Source organism: Nocardioides daphniae (assembly GCF_004777465.1).
Taxonomy (GTDB): domain Bacteria; phylum Actinomycetota; class Actinomycetes; order Propionibacteriales; family Nocardioidaceae; genus Nocardioides; species Nocardioides daphniae.
The window spans coordinates 306,458-319,362 of the sequence record NZ_CP038462.1 but is presented as its reverse complement, the minus strand read 5'-3'; the positions used below and the strand labels follow the sequence as shown (position 1 = coordinate 319,362).

Here is a 12,905-nt window from a genome sequence, read left to right as displayed (position 1 = left end):
GGCGGGACACGCCGACGTACGCGCCCGCTGGGGAAGGAGTTTCCTGCAGAGTCGAGGGGCGGAGTTTCCTGCGGAGTCGAGGCGGAGTCGGCTCAATCGCGCAACGCCCGGCGCGCCACCAGCGCCATCACGGCGGTCAGCACCGCGCCGACGCCGGCGGTGAGCAGGACCCCGTGGTCGAAGGCGCTCGCCGCCGACGCCAGCAGGGCCTCACCCACGGCACCGGGCCACGACTGCGCCACCTCGACCGCGCCGGCCAGGGTCTCGCCCGCGAGCGCGGCCTGGTCGTCCGGCAGCCCGGACGGGACGTCGACGCCCGTGCGGTAGGCGACGTTGAGCAGCGTGCCCAGCACCGCGACGCCCAGCACCGCGCCGACCTCGTACGCCATCTCGGAGACCGCGGACGCCGCACCGGCCTTCTCCGGGGGCACGGCCGACAGCGCGAGGTCGTTGGAGATGGTCTCGGCCATGCCCACGCCGGCCGAGAGGATCACGAAGCCACCCAGCAGGGCGAGCAGGGTGCCCTCGGAGCCGAGCAGCGCGACCACCGCGTAGCCGGCGGCGTTGAGCAGCAGGCCGAGCACCACGACCTGGGCGGGCGTGAGCGGACCGACGAGGCGCACGGCCAGGAGCCCGAAGACGATCGTGGTGAACAGGCCCGGCACCATCAGCCAGCCCGCCACCATCGGGGAGTGGCCGGCGACCAGCTGGAGGTGCTGGCTGAGGAAGAAGATGAAGCCGACGAAGGCGAAGACGGCGACCAGGTTGGTGGCCAGCGCGCCGGAGAAGACGCGGTTGCGGAAGAGGCGCACGTCGAGCATCGGCTGCGGGCGGGTGAGCATGCGTCGTACGAAGGTCACGCCGGCGGCGACGCCGACGCCCGCCGCCACGAGCACGACCAGCAGGCCGTCGCCGGCGCCGGCAGCCTTGACCGCGAAGACGAGGCCACCGAGCGCCAGCACGGCGAGCACGATGGCCGCCGGGTCGACCGGCCCCGGGTCGGGGTCACGCGACTCCGGCAGCAGCACCGGGCCGAGCAGCAGCAGCGGCACCAGGACGGGCACCGCCATCAGGAAGATCGAGCCCCACTCGTAGTGCTCCAGCAGCCAGCCGCCCACGATCGGACCCAGCGCCGCACCTCCCGAGAAGCCGGCCGCCCACACGGCGATCGCCTTCCGCCGCTCCTGGGCGTCGGTGAAGATGTTGCGCAGCAGCGACAGCGTGGCCGGCATCAGCATCGCGCCGAAGAAGCCGAGGCTGGCACGGGCCGCGACGAGCCAGCCCGCCGACGGGGCGAAGGCCGCTGCCGCCGAGACGAGCGCGAAGCCAGTCGCGCCGACCAGCAGCAGCCGCCGGCGTCCGACCCGGTCGCCGACCGACCCCATCGGCACGAGCAGCGCGGCGAGCACGAGCGGGTAGGCGTCGACGAGCCACAGCAGCTGGGTCGCCGAGGGCTGGAGGTCGCGCGCGAGGGAGGGCACCGCGAAGGAGAGGGCGGTGTTGTCGACCGAGACCAGCAGCACCGGGAGCATCAGCACGACCAGGGCGGCCCAGCGACGGCGGGCCGAGGCGATGGGGGGACCGGAGGTGGGGAGCGCGGTGGGGGTCGAGACAGTCACCGAGAAACTGTACCGTCCAGACGGTGCAGTTATGGAATCCCGCAGCGTTGGTTACCCTCCCTGCATGGCCCGCCCCCCTCATGCTCGCGACAAGGTGCTGCAGGCCTACGTCGCCCTGCTGCTCGAGGGCGAGCGCGGCGCCACCATGGACGCGGTAGCCGCCCAGGCCGGGGTCTCCAAGGGCGGCCTGCTCTACCACTTCCCCAGCAAGGACGCGCTCGCCGAGGCCGTGCTGGAGCGCTTCGCGACCGTCACCGCCGACGACCTCCGGGCAATGAGGGTCGCCCCCGAGGGCGCCGCCAAGCACTTCGTACGCACGTCGTGGCAGGTCGACCACGAGCTCGACCCGATCTACCGCGCCATCGTGCGCCTGGCCCAGGCCGGTCACGCCGGAGCACTGGCCGCCGTGGACGACCTGCACCGCAGCTGGCTCGCCGAGATCGTCGCCGAGGTGGGCGACGAGGCGGTCGCCCGGACGATCATGCTGATCGGCGACGGCCTCTACCACCAGGCGTCGATGCCGGGCACCTGGTCACGCGACACCTTCGCCGAGTCGCTGCCCGACCTGCTGACCCTCGTCGACCGGCTCTGCGGGCGCTGACCCGGCTCAGATCGACTCGCGCCCGTGCGCGGTCTCCCAGACCGCCGGGTCGGGCCCGGCCGGGATGATCCCGGTGGGGTTGATGTCGGTGTGCACGACGTAGTAGTGCGCCTTGATCTGCTCGAAGTCGACCGTCTCGCCGAAGCCGGGCGTCTGGAAGAGGTCGCGGGCGTAGCCCCACAGGTTCGGCATCTCGGTCAGCTTGTTGCGGTTGCACTTGAAGTGGCCGTGGTAGACGGCGTCGAAGCGCACCAGCGTCGTGAAGAGCCGCACGTCGGCCTCGGTGATCGCGTCGCCCATCAGGTAGCGCCGCGTCGCGAGCCGCTCCTCGAGCCAGTCCATCGCGGTCCACAGTCGCTCGTACGCGGCGTCGTACGTCTCCTGGGAGCCCGCGAAGCCGCAGCGGTAGACGCCGTTGTTGACCTCGGTGAAGATCCGCTTCATCACGGCCTCCATCTCCTCGCGGAGGTCGGGCGGCCACAGGTCGGGCGCGCCCTCACAGTGGAACTCCTTCCACTCGAAGAAGAGGTCGTGGGTGATCCACGGGAAGTCGTTGGTGACGACCGCGACCGACTCGACCTCGACCATCGCCGGGACGGTGATGCCCTTCGGGTAGTCGGGGAAACGGTTGAAGTAGGCCTGCTGCAGCCGCTCGATGCCCAGCACCGGGTCGACGCCACCGGGGTCGCGGTCGAAGGTCCACGAACGCTTGTCGTGCGTCGGGCCGGGCAGCCCGACGGAGATGACGTCCTCGAGGCCGAGGAGGTGGCGCACGATCAGCGACCGGTTGGCCCACGGGCAGGCCGGCGCCGCGACGAGGCGGTAGCGCCCGGGCTCGACAGGCCACACCCGCACGTCGGCCCGTCCTCCGTACGCCGCGTCGTCGGGGTCCGCGGAGGAGTCACCGGCGAGGATGCGGTCGCCGATGTAGTCCATGTCGCGCTCGAAGGCCTCGCCCTTCTTGGTGTACGTGGGCTTCAGGTCGTCGCTCATGTCTGCCACCTTAGTTCAACGCTCAACAACTCGGACGGACCGCGCGGGCCAGCTCGATGATGCGGTCGTTGGCCTCCGGTACCCCGAGGCTCACCCGCACACCGTCCGGCGGGTAGGGACGCACCACGATCCCCAGCTCCTCGGCCGCCTTCATCAGAGGCTCGATGGTCGCGTCGCCGGGGAACCAGATGAAGTTGCCCTGCGCGGCGGGCACGTTCCACCCCGCCGCGTGGATCCCGGCGAGCACCCGCTCGCGCTCGGCGACCAGCGCCGCGATCCGCTCCTGGGCGACGTCCTCGGTGGCCAGCGCGGCGCGGGCCGCGGCCTGGGCCGCGTCGGTCACCCCGAATGGCAGCACGATGGCGCGCACGGGGTCGACCACCTCGGCCGCGCCGACGGCGTACCCGACCCGGAAGCCGGCCAGCCCGTAGGCCTTGGAGAAGGTCCGCAGCACCACGACCTGCTCGAACTCGTCGAGGATCGCGGCGGCGTCGACCGGGTCGTCGTCGCGCACGAACTCGACGTACGCCTCGTCGAGCAGCACCAGTACGTCGTCGCGCAGCGCCCGCAGGAAGGCGACGAGCTCGCCCTGCGTCACCGTCGCGCCGGTCGGGTTGTTGGGGGTGCAGACCATCACGACGCGGGTGCGGTCGGTGACCGCGGCCAGCATCGCGTCCAGGTCGTGGCGTCCGTCGACGGTCAGCGGCACCTCGACGGCCGTCGCCCGCGGCGGCGGTCGCGATCGGGTAGGCCTCGAAGCTGCGCCACGCGAAGACGACTCGTCGCCGGGGCGGCAGTAGGCCTGGAGCGTGTGGAAGATCAGCGCGACGGAGCCCGTCCCGGCCAGCAGCGCGCGACCCGGGTGCCGGCGCTCGAGCGCGGCGTACAGGTCGGGGCAGGTGGGGTCGGGGTAGGTCGTCGAACGCGGCGCGACCTCGGCGACCGCCTCCACCACGCCGGGCAGCGGCGGGTAGGGGTTCTCGTTGGAGGAGAGCTTGTACGTCGTGAGCCCGGGCCGAGGTGTCGGCCGGCGTCCGGGGACGTAGCGCGGGATCGCCGCGACGTCGGGACGGGGCGTGGGATGGGTGTCCATCGTCACACCCTAAGGTGACGCCTCACCCACGTCGCCAGGGCCGCACCACGGCCACCACCAGCAGGCCCAGCCCGACGCCGACCAGCGCGCCGAGGGAGTTGTCGACCATGTCGGTGACGTCGCAGGCCCGGTCGATCCGCGCCACCTCGAGCTGGAGCCACTCGATGCCCACCGAGTAGCCGACCAGGGCGACGAGGCCGAGCAGCACCAGCACGCGCGCCGCACGCCAGCGCGCGAACGCCATGACCAGCAGCGCACCGGCCGGCACGAAGGCCACCAGGTTGAGCAGCCGCTGGTCGCCGCCGAGGATCCAGAACCCCTCGGGCGAGGGGCCGCCGTAGTCGAAGGAGCAGCTCGTCGGCCGGTCCTCGGCCGCGATCACCGACGGCACCTCGTACGCCGGTGTCAGCGTCAGCACGCCGATGCAGGCCACCGCGGCGAGCAGCGCCGCCAACGACCACGCGGTGAAGGGCGGAAGGAAGATCCGCAGCAGCAGGCCCACGAGCAGGCTGACCACCGCGATGACGCCGACCCCGGCCAGCATCGTCGGGATGCCGCCGCTCCACAGACCCTCCACCTGCGAAAACCTATCGGGGCGCGCCACAGCGAGCGGCCGATCGTCCCTCCGATGGGTCAGAATGCAGCGGTGTCGACCCAGCGCGGTGTCGGCGTCGGACTCGTGGTGACCGGCGCCCTCCTCTTCATCCTCAACTCCGGCGTCTCCCGTGTGGCCCTGCGCTCGGGGATCAGCTCGCTCGAGCTGGCCTCGCTGCGCATCACCGGGACCTTCGTCGCGCTCCTGCTGGTGGCGGCCCTCTTCCGGCGCAGCGCGCTGCGCCTGCCGCGCGGCCGGGAGGTCGTGCTGGTCGTCGCGCTGGGCCTCTTCGGCGTCGCGGCGTTGCAGTTCCTCTACTTCGTGGCGATCGACCGGCTGACGATCGGCCTGGCGCTGCTGCTGGAGTTCCAGGCGCCCTTCCTGGTCGCCCTGTGGGCGAAGTTCGTGCAGCGCAACCAGGTGACCGCGCGACTCTGGTGGGGGCTGGGCATGGCGATCCTCGGCCTGGCCGCCGCCACCGAGGTCTGGAAGGGCGCCTCCTTCGACACGCTCGGCATCTTCGCCGCGCTGCTCGCGGCGGCCGCGTTCGCCGCGTACTTCCTGCTCGGGGAGTCGGCCCAGCAGACGATGTCGTCGGTCGGCACGATGTTCTGGTCGTTCCTGGTGGCCGCGATCGCCGTCAACGTGGCGCAGCCCTTCTGGCTGGTCGACGCGCCCTTCACCGAGCAGGTCTCCCTGCTCGGCAACCTGTCGCACCTGCACGTGCCGCTGTGGTGCGTGGTCACCTCGGTGATCGTGCTGGGCACGCTGCTGCCCTTCGGCGTCGAGCTCGCGGCGCTGCGCTACATCCCGCCGACCACGGTGACCGCCATCGCGATGCTGGAGCCGGTCGGCGCCGCCGCCCTGGGCTGGGCGTGGCACCAGGAGGCGCTCGGGGTGGTGGCGATCATCGGCTGCCTGACGGTGGTCGCCGGCATCCTGCTGGCGGAGAGCTCGCGCGCCGAGCACCCGGCCGACCCGGTCGCGCTCACCTGAGACGAGCGCACGCTCACTCCTGCGCGTCGCACTCCTCGCTGATGTCGGCGGGGTCGTTGGAGGGACCCTCGGGCTCCTCGGCGCTGGCCCACGCGCTGAGCCCACCCGCCTCCTCACGCTCCTTGAGGGCGTCGAGCCGCTCGGAGACCTCGCCGGCGTCACCCGGCCGCGCCGCCCCTTCTTCGGTGTAGGCGCAGCGGACGACGCCCAGCGTCCTGATGTACGCCTGCACGCCGGGGCGCCCGGTCGTGCCGGCGTCCATGGGCGAGCTCATGCCGAACCAGCGCCGCACCACGGCCACGCCCTCGTCGAACGGGATCGCCTGCTCCACGAACAGGCGGACCATGACGTACCCCTCCCTCTTCCGGGACTCCCACCGCGTCCCCAGCACGTGGACCGGACCGGTCGGCTGCTCGTCGGCCGCGAAGCGGTTGCCGAGCACGAAGGAGTAGCCCGTGCCGAGCTCCTTCTCGAAGGCCGCCGGGTAGTCGAAGTCGGCTGACTCCTGCACGGGCTCGGTGATCCACCGCACCGCGTCGGCCTCGGTGCCGCGGGAGACCTTTTCGACGTCGAGCGAGCGCTCGGTGACCTCGATGAGCTGCTTCACCAGCCAGTCGACCTGCACCGGGTCGGCCCCCTCGGGGACCTTGATCGTCGGGTACTCGACCTCCGCGGACGGCGCGTCGGTGAGGTCAGCCACGGTGACCGCCTCCTGGCTCACCGTCTCCTCCCCCGCCTTGTCGCCGCCCTCGGCCCCTGGGTCCGAGGCCCCGCACCCGGCCAGCACCAGGAGCGCCACGACCGCGCACCAGGCGCTGAGCGTCTTCCTTCGATTCCCCACGTCGTCGACCTCCCTCTCGAGCCGTCGACGTTAGCGGAGGGCCGGGCACTCAGGCCTGCGCCGCTCACCCAGCGGCCCCTAGGGTGAGGACATGCGATTCCTGGGTTCTCTCCTCGCCACGATGGCCGCCCTCGCGGTCGCCGCCTGGCTCTTCGACGGCATCTGGTTCGAGGGCGCCGACTCGCCCTTCGGCACCGAGCTCAAGGACAAGGTCGTCCCGGTCGCCCTCGTCGCCCTGATCGTCTGGGTGGTCTCCCAGGTGGTGGCGCCGGTGGTCAAGCTGCTGTCGCTGCCGCTGATCGTGCTGACGCTCGGCCTCTTCCTGCTCGTCGTCAACGCGCTCATGCTGATGCTGGTCGGCTGGATCGCCGACGGCGTCGGCCTCGGCTTCCACGTCGAGGGCTTCTGGGTGGCGCTCGGCGGCGCCCTGGTCATCACCCTGGTCGAGCGGATCGTCTCCGGGATCCTCGTCGAGGACCGCGACTGATGAGCACCACCGCCACGCTGCCCCCTCCCCTGCACCCTGGCCGCTACCGCATCGCGATGGTCTGCCTGGGCAACATCTGCCGCTCCCCGGTCGCCGAGGTGGTGACGTCGGCGCGCATCGCCGAGGCCGGACTCGACGACGTGGTGGAGGTCTTCTCCGCCGGCACCGCCGACTACCACGTCGGCAAGTCGATGGACCCGCGCTCGGCCGAGACGCTGACCTCCGCAGGCTACGACGCCACCCGCCACCGCGCGCAGCAGTTCCAGCACGCCTGGCACGACGACGTCGACCTGATCCTGGTCATGGACCACAGCAACCACGACGACGTGACGCGCGGGGCCGAGCGTGACCGCGTACGCCTCTTCCGCGACTTCGATCCCGAGTTTCCCGGCGAGGAGGTCCCGGACCCGTACTACGGTGGAGAGGACGGATTCAGGGAGGTGCTGTCGATGGTGGAGCGGACGAGCGCACACCTGGTCGAGCTGGTGGCAGGCGTCGTCGACCGATGACCCGCGCCCCCCTCGTCGCCAAGCGCGCCGAAGGCCTGTTGGGCCGTTCGGTGGTGAGCACCGCCCCGGTCGCGGGCGGCGACATCGCCACCGCCCACCGGCTGCGCCTCAACGACGGCACGACGGCGCTGATGAAGACGCTGCCGCGCCCGCCGGAGGGCTTCTTCGAGGCCGAGGCGCGCGGGCTCTCCTGGCTGCGTGAGGTCGCCGACGGCGTGCCCGTGGCCGAGGTGCTGGCGGTCGACACCGACTGCCTGATCGTCCGTTGGATCGAGCCGGGTCGCGCCACCCAGGAGGCGGCGGCCGACTTCGGCGCCCGACTCGCGCGTACGCACGCAGCGGGGGCGACGGCGTACGGCGCGGTGGGCGCGGAGAACGTCGACGGCTTCATCGGCCGCCTGCCGATGCCCAACCGCACCGCCCCGACGTGGGCGGAGTTCTACGCGACGCGGCGGGTGCTGCCCTACCTCAAGCTGGCCCGTGACCGCGGCGCGATCCTCGAGCACGACGCCGCCGCGATCGAGGCGCTCGTCGGGCGGCTGCCCGACCTCGTCCCCGAGGAGGGGCCGGCGCGCCTGCACGGCGACCTGTGGAACGGCAACTGCCTGTGGGGCCTCGACGGCCAGGTCCACCTCATCGACCCCGCAGCCCACGGCGGCCACCGCGAGACCGACCTGGCGATGCTCGCGCTCTTCGGGCTGCCGCACCTGGCGCGGGCCGTGGCTGCGTACGCCGAGACCTCACCGCTCGCCGATGGCTGGGAGGAGCGCCAGCCGATCCACCAGCTCTTCCCGCTGCTGGTGCACGCCTGCATGTTCGGCGGCAGCTACGGTGCGCGCGCCGGGGCGATCGCGTCGCGTTTCTGATCGACTTCCGGGCCCACTTCTAAGCACCGTCTCAGGGGCCGGTGGCACAGTGGCCTCGTGAATTCAGCCCCTGCCGCCCCGCGCCCCACGGTCCTGGTCGTCGACGACGACAAGGCGGTCCGTGAGTCGCTGCGCCGCTCGCTCGACTTCAACGGCTACCAGGTGGCGCTCGCCGGCGACGGTGCCGAGGCACTGGCCACGATCGGCAGCGTGCAGCCCGACCTCGTGGTGATGGACGTGATGATGCCGCGCCTCGACGGGCTGGAGGCCACCCCCGGGCGCTGCGGCAGGCCGGCAACGACGTGCCGATCCTGGTGCTCACCGCCCGCGACGCGGTCGGCGACCGGGTGGAAGGGTTGGACGCCGGGGCCGACGACTACCTGACCAAGCCCTTCGCGCTGGAGGAGCTGCTGGCCCGGCTCCGCGCGCTGCTGCGCCGGGTCGCCCCCAGCGACGACGAGGCCGGTGAGGTGCTCGTCTTCGGCGACCTCTCGATGGACCTGGCCAGTCGCGAGGTCCGCCGCGGCGAGCGGCAGATCGAGCTCACCCGCACCGAGTTCGCGCTGCTGGAGATGTTCCTGCGCCGCCCCCGCCGGGTGCTCGAACGTTCGTTCATCCTCGACGAGGTGTGGGGCTACGACTTCGGCACCACCGCCAACTCCCTCGAGGTCTACGTCGGCTACCTGCGCCGCAAGACCGAGGCCGAGGGCGAGGCACGGCTCATCCACACCGTGCGCGGCGTCGGCTACGTCCTGAAGGACGCATGACTCCCCTCCAGCGCTGGTGGGAGCGGAAGGGCTTCCACTACCGCCGCTCCCTGGCCAGCCGGGTGGCGCTGCTGACCACCCTGATCCTGGGCGTCTCGGTGGCATTCATCGCCGCGACCGCGTTCGTGGTGATGCGCATGCAGATCCAGTCCTCCCTCGACCAGTCGCTGCTCAACCGCGCCACCAAGGCCGCCTCCTACCCGGCGCTGGCCGAGATGACCGCGCAGGAGGTGCCGGGCTGGATGCTCGGCGCCGCCGACGTGCGCGTCGCCTTCGTCGACTCCGGCGGCAACGTGCTCACCGCCGACACCGGCCCGGCCGTGCAGCTGGGGCGCCCCGAGATGCGGGTCGCCGAGGGCCGCTCGCGCGAGTCGATCCGCACGATCACCGCCGCCGGCGGGGTGCGCTACCGGGTGGCGGCCGTGCCCTCGGGCCAGCGGGCCGCGCTGGTCCTGCTCCAGCCGATGGCCGACACCGACCGGACGCTGCGCAAGCTCAGCGTCGTCCTCCTCCTCTTCAGCGGCGCCGGCGTCGTGATCGCCGCGATCGGCGGCTGGGCTGTGGCCCGCAACGGCCTGCGCCCGGTGCGCCGCCTCACCCGCTCGGTCGAGCAGATCGCCCGCACCCAGGACCTGCGCCCGATGCCGGTCGAGGGGGCCGACGAGATCGCCCGCCTCACCACCGCCTTCAACCAGATGCTGATGGCGCTGTCGGTCTCGCGCGACCGCGAGCGGCGACTGATCGCCGACGCGGGGCACGAGCTGCGTACGCCGCTCACCAGCCTGCGCACCAACATCGACCTGCTCACCCAGGCCGGGGACGGGCTGCCGGCCGAGGCGCGCGCGGAGCTGCTCGACGACGTACGCGGCCAGCTCGAGGAGCTCTCGACGCTCGTCGGCGACCTGGTCGAGCTCGCCCGCGACGAGCACCTCACCCACGCGATCACCGAGGTCGACCTGGCCGACGTCGTCGAGCGGGCGCTGGCGCGCGTACGCCGTCGTGCCCTGACCGCGACCTTCGACGTCTCACTCGAGCCGTGGACCGTGCGCGGCGAGGCAGGGGCCCTCGAGCGGGCCGTCACCAACCTGCTCGACAACGCGGTGAAGTGGAGCCCCGAGGGCGGCACCGTGACGGTGGCGCTGCGCGAGGGCGTGCTGACCGTCGACGACGAGGGGCCGGGGATCGACGAGGCCGACCTGCCGCACGTCTTCGACCGCTTCTACCGCTCCGACGACTCCCGTTCGATGCCCGGCTCGGGCCTGGGCCTGGCGATCGTGCAGCAGGCCGCCGAGAGGCACGCCGGCGCGGTGCGCGCCGACCGGGCACCGGGCGGTGGCGCCCGTCTGGTGATGTGGGTGCCGGGCGTCGCGGGGCCGGTCGCCTCGACCACCTGAGCTGCTCACCTGCGCAGATGGCGGAAATAGCAGCAGCGCGGGACCTTCTCCCTTGGTCCCGCGCTGCTCACCACGCGACGTGTCCGGTCCCCAGCACGAGATCCACCCCCCAGCGGCGTGCATCCGGACGACCACCCGTGAGAGTGGAGTCGCAGTATGTGGTTGTTCCCTCCAGGTTTCCCTCCCTGTGCGCAGTAGTTGACCACCGAAGTTACGCACCGGTAAGGGGAACCCGACCTCGTCCCCAGAACTGGGGATGACTGGTCCAGACCACCTCTCTGCGGGGTCACTCGTCGAAGACGCGCAGCAGCCGCTCGGCCTTCCACGCCGCCTCGGCCCACTCCTCCGCGACGTCGGAGCGGACGGTGATCCCGCCGCCCGTGCCGAGGGTCCACTCGCCGTCGCCGGACGTCATCAGCGAGCGGATGACCACCCCGAGGTCGGCCAGGCCGTTGGCCGCGAGCCAGCCGAACGCACCGGCGTACGCCCCCCGCGGGGTCGCCTCGACGGCCTCGACGATCTCCATGGTGCGCAGCTTGGGCGCCCCGGTCATCGAGCCGGCGGGGAAGAGCGCGCGCAGCGCCTCGAGCGTGGAGACGTCGTCGCGCAGGCGGCCGCGGACGGTCGAGACGAGCTGGTGGACCGAGGCGTACGACTCCACCTGCATGAGCGCGGGCACCTCGACGCTGCCCGGCTCGCAGACCATGCCGAGGTCGTTGCGGAGCAGGTCGACGATCATCAGGTTCTCCGCACGGAACTTCGGGTCGCTGGCCAGCAGCGCCCGCGACTCCTCGTCGGCGGCCGGGGTGGCGCCCCGTGGCGTCGTGCCCTTGATCGGCTTGGTCTCGCAGGTGCGGTCGGCGGTGACCAGGGCGTAGCGCTCGGGCGAGGAGCTGAGCAGCCAGGCGCGGGCGTCGGCGACGTCGTGCTGGAGGAAGCCGGCGTACGGCGCGGGGTTGAGCGCCCGGAGTCGGCGGTAGGCCTGCGCCGGCGGGAGGTCGGAGCGGGTGGTGGCGCGGTGGGTCAGGTTGACCTCGTAGGTGTTGCCGGCGTGCAGCTCGTCCTGGACGCGCGCGAAGGCGGCGGCGTAGTCGTCGGGCACCGGCTCCACCCCCGCGGACGTCATCGTGGGCGACGCCTGGGGCGACCGCTCGTGATGACGTCCGGCGAGGTCGGGGGCCTCGTGGGTGAAGGAGCGCACCACGCTCGGGCGCATCCAGACCGCGTCGGGCAGCCGCGGGTCGGGGCGTGCGGGCAGGTCGCGGCGGCTGGCGTAGCCGAGGTAGCCGAACCACTGGGCGTCGTCGGGTCCGTCGGCCAGCTCGCGGGCCAGCACGTCGAAGACGTCGTCACCGACCACCGTCGAGGTGCCGTTGACGTGCCGGCGCACCTCGCCCGCGGCGGCGTGGAAGGTGATCGAGACGTCGTCGTCGACCAGGTGGCCGATCACCGAGCGCCGTCCGGACCACTCGCGCGCACCGCCACCGTCGAGCCAGAAGCAGCGGGGGTGGGTGCCCGCGACCTCCTCGAACCACTCCTCGGGGCTCGCGTTCGTCGGACTCATCGCGCCACCGCCGAGGCGGCGCGCAAGAAGTTGGCGACCATCGCCGCGCCGTGGTGCGAGAGCACCGACTCGGGGTGGAACTGCACGCCCTCGATCGCCAACGTGCGGTGGCGTACGCCCATCACGACGCCGTCGTCGCTGTGCGCGGTGGCGGTGAGCACCTCTGGCAGCGCGAGCGCGGCCAGCGAGTGGTAGCGCACCGCGTCGAACTCCTGCGGCAGCCCAGCGAAGAGGCCCTGACCGTCGTGGCGGATCCGGGCCACGTCGCCGTGGGCCGGCGCGATCCGCTCGACCCGTCCGCCGAAGGCGGTGACGATGCCCTGCATGCCGAGGCAGACGCCCAGCACCGGACGGGTGGCAGCCTGCAGCACCTCCCGGCCGACGGCGAAGTCGGCCGGCACGTCGGGGTGGCCGGGCCCGGGCGAGAGCACCACGACGTCGTACGCGAGCACCTCTGCCGCGGTCACCTCGTCGTGCTGCACGACGTGCGGCAGCTCGCCGGTGACACCGGCGACGAGGTGCACCAGGTTCCAGGTGTAGGAGTCGTGGTGGTCGACCACGACGACGCGCTGGGCCATCG

The 12,905-nt window shown here is 72.4% G+C and carries 13 protein-coding genes and 1 pseudogene; 7 read left to right on the top strand and 7 right to left on the bottom strand.

Annotated elements, in window-relative coordinates; genetic code table 11:
- Positions 1-92: 92 nt before the first annotated feature.
- On the bottom strand, positions 93-1,619 hold the full coding sequence (locus E2C04_RS01595; protein ID WP_229721359.1) for an MFS transporter: 1,527 nt from the start codon (positions 1,617-1,619) through the stop codon (positions 93-95).
- 64 nt (positions 1,620-1,683) lie between these two features.
- Here E2C04_RS01595 and E2C04_RS20590 point away from each other — a divergent pair, with 64 nt between their 5' ends.
- The gene (locus E2C04_RS20590; protein ID WP_135831272.1) at positions 1,684-2,220 is read left to right on the top strand and encodes a TetR/AcrR family transcriptional regulator; all 537 of its coding nucleotides are present in this window, start codon (positions 1,684-1,686) and stop codon (positions 2,218-2,220) included.
- A gap of 6 nt (positions 2,221-2,226) precedes the next feature.
- On the opposite strand, the gene E2C04_RS01585 is transcribed toward E2C04_RS20590, so the two are convergent.
- From E2C04_RS01585 to E2C04_RS01575, 3 genes are read right to left on the bottom strand one after another with little or no spacing between them, the layout of a single operon-like run.
- The gene (locus tag E2C04_RS01585) at positions 2,227-3,213 is read right to left on the bottom strand and encodes a glutathione S-transferase family protein (protein ID WP_135831271.1); all 987 of its coding nucleotides are present in this window, start codon (positions 3,211-3,213) and stop codon (positions 2,227-2,229) included.
- A gap of 22 nt (positions 3,214-3,235) precedes the next feature.
- Positions 3,236-4,306 carry an aminotransferase class I/II-fold pyridoxal phosphate-dependent enzyme gene (locus tag E2C04_RS01580; RefSeq protein WP_135831270.1) on the bottom strand — a complete coding sequence of 357 codons (1,071 nt, stop codon included), beginning with the start codon at positions 4,304-4,306 and terminating at the stop codon, positions 3,236-3,238.
- Between the two features lie 22 nt (positions 4,307-4,328).
- Positions 4,329-4,883 carry a VanZ family protein gene (locus E2C04_RS01575; RefSeq protein WP_135831269.1) on the bottom strand — a complete coding sequence of 185 codons (555 nt, stop codon included), beginning with the start codon at positions 4,881-4,883 and terminating at the stop codon, positions 4,329-4,331.
- Positions 4,884-4,952: 69 nt separating this feature from the next.
- Between E2C04_RS01575 and E2C04_RS01570 the strand changes: the two genes are divergently transcribed.
- Positions 4,953-5,897 (top strand): EamA family transporter, encoded by a 945-nt coding sequence (locus E2C04_RS01570; protein ID WP_158630553.1) that lies wholly within the window; start codon positions 4,953-4,955, stop codon positions 5,895-5,897.
- A gap of 13 nt (positions 5,898-5,910) precedes the next feature.
- Here E2C04_RS01570 and E2C04_RS01565 read toward each other — a convergent pair whose 3' ends face one another.
- Positions 5,911-6,696, bottom strand: a complete 786-nt coding sequence (locus E2C04_RS01565) for a hypothetical protein (RefSeq protein WP_145965124.1) — start codon at positions 6,694-6,696, stop codon at positions 5,911-5,913.
- Positions 6,697-6,829: 133 nt separating this feature from the next.
- Here E2C04_RS01565 and E2C04_RS01560 point away from each other — a divergent pair, with 133 nt between their 5' ends.
- The 5 genes and pseudogenes from E2C04_RS01560 (at position 6,830) to E2C04_RS01540 (ending at position 10,761) form a co-directional block, all read left to right on the top strand.
- Positions 6,830-7,225: a phage holin family protein gene (locus tag E2C04_RS01560; RefSeq protein ID WP_135831266.1), complete on the top strand. Its 396-nt coding sequence runs from the start codon at positions 6,830-6,832 to the stop codon at positions 7,223-7,225.
- Positions 7,225-7,734 (top strand): low molecular weight protein-tyrosine-phosphatase, encoded by a 510-nt coding sequence (locus tag E2C04_RS01555; RefSeq protein WP_135831265.1) that lies wholly within the window; start codon positions 7,225-7,227, stop codon positions 7,732-7,734. Before E2C04_RS01560 ends, E2C04_RS01555 begins: the two co-directional genes overlap by 1 nt.
- Positions 7,731-8,600, top strand: a complete 870-nt coding sequence (locus E2C04_RS01550) for a fructosamine kinase family protein (protein WP_135831264.1) — start codon at positions 7,731-7,733, stop codon at positions 8,598-8,600. The genes E2C04_RS01555 and E2C04_RS01550 overlap by 4 nt, the downstream gene beginning before the upstream one ends.
- A gap of 57 nt (positions 8,601-8,657) precedes the next feature.
- Positions 8,658-9,367, top strand: a pseudogene (locus E2C04_RS01545) (response regulator transcription factor).
- Complete coding sequence (locus E2C04_RS01540) at positions 9,364-10,761, top strand: sensor histidine kinase (protein WP_135831263.1); 1,398 nt, start codon at positions 9,364-9,366, stop codon at positions 10,759-10,761. The pseudogene E2C04_RS01545 and the gene E2C04_RS01540 overlap by 4 nt, the downstream one beginning before the upstream one ends.
- Positions 10,762-11,047: 286 nt before the next feature.
- Here the strand turns inward: E2C04_RS01540 and E2C04_RS01535 are convergent, their stop codons facing one another.
- Positions 11,048-12,325 (bottom strand): anthranilate synthase component I family protein, encoded by a 1,278-nt coding sequence (locus E2C04_RS01535; RefSeq protein ID WP_135831262.1) that lies wholly within the window; start codon positions 12,323-12,325, stop codon positions 11,048-11,050.
- Positions 12,322-12,903 carry an anthranilate synthase component II gene (locus tag E2C04_RS01530; RefSeq protein ID WP_135831261.1) on the bottom strand — a complete coding sequence of 194 codons (582 nt, stop codon included), beginning with the start codon at positions 12,901-12,903 and terminating at the stop codon, positions 12,322-12,324. Before E2C04_RS01530 ends, E2C04_RS01535 begins: the two co-directional genes overlap by 4 nt.
- Positions 12,904-12,905 lie beyond the last annotated feature (2 nt).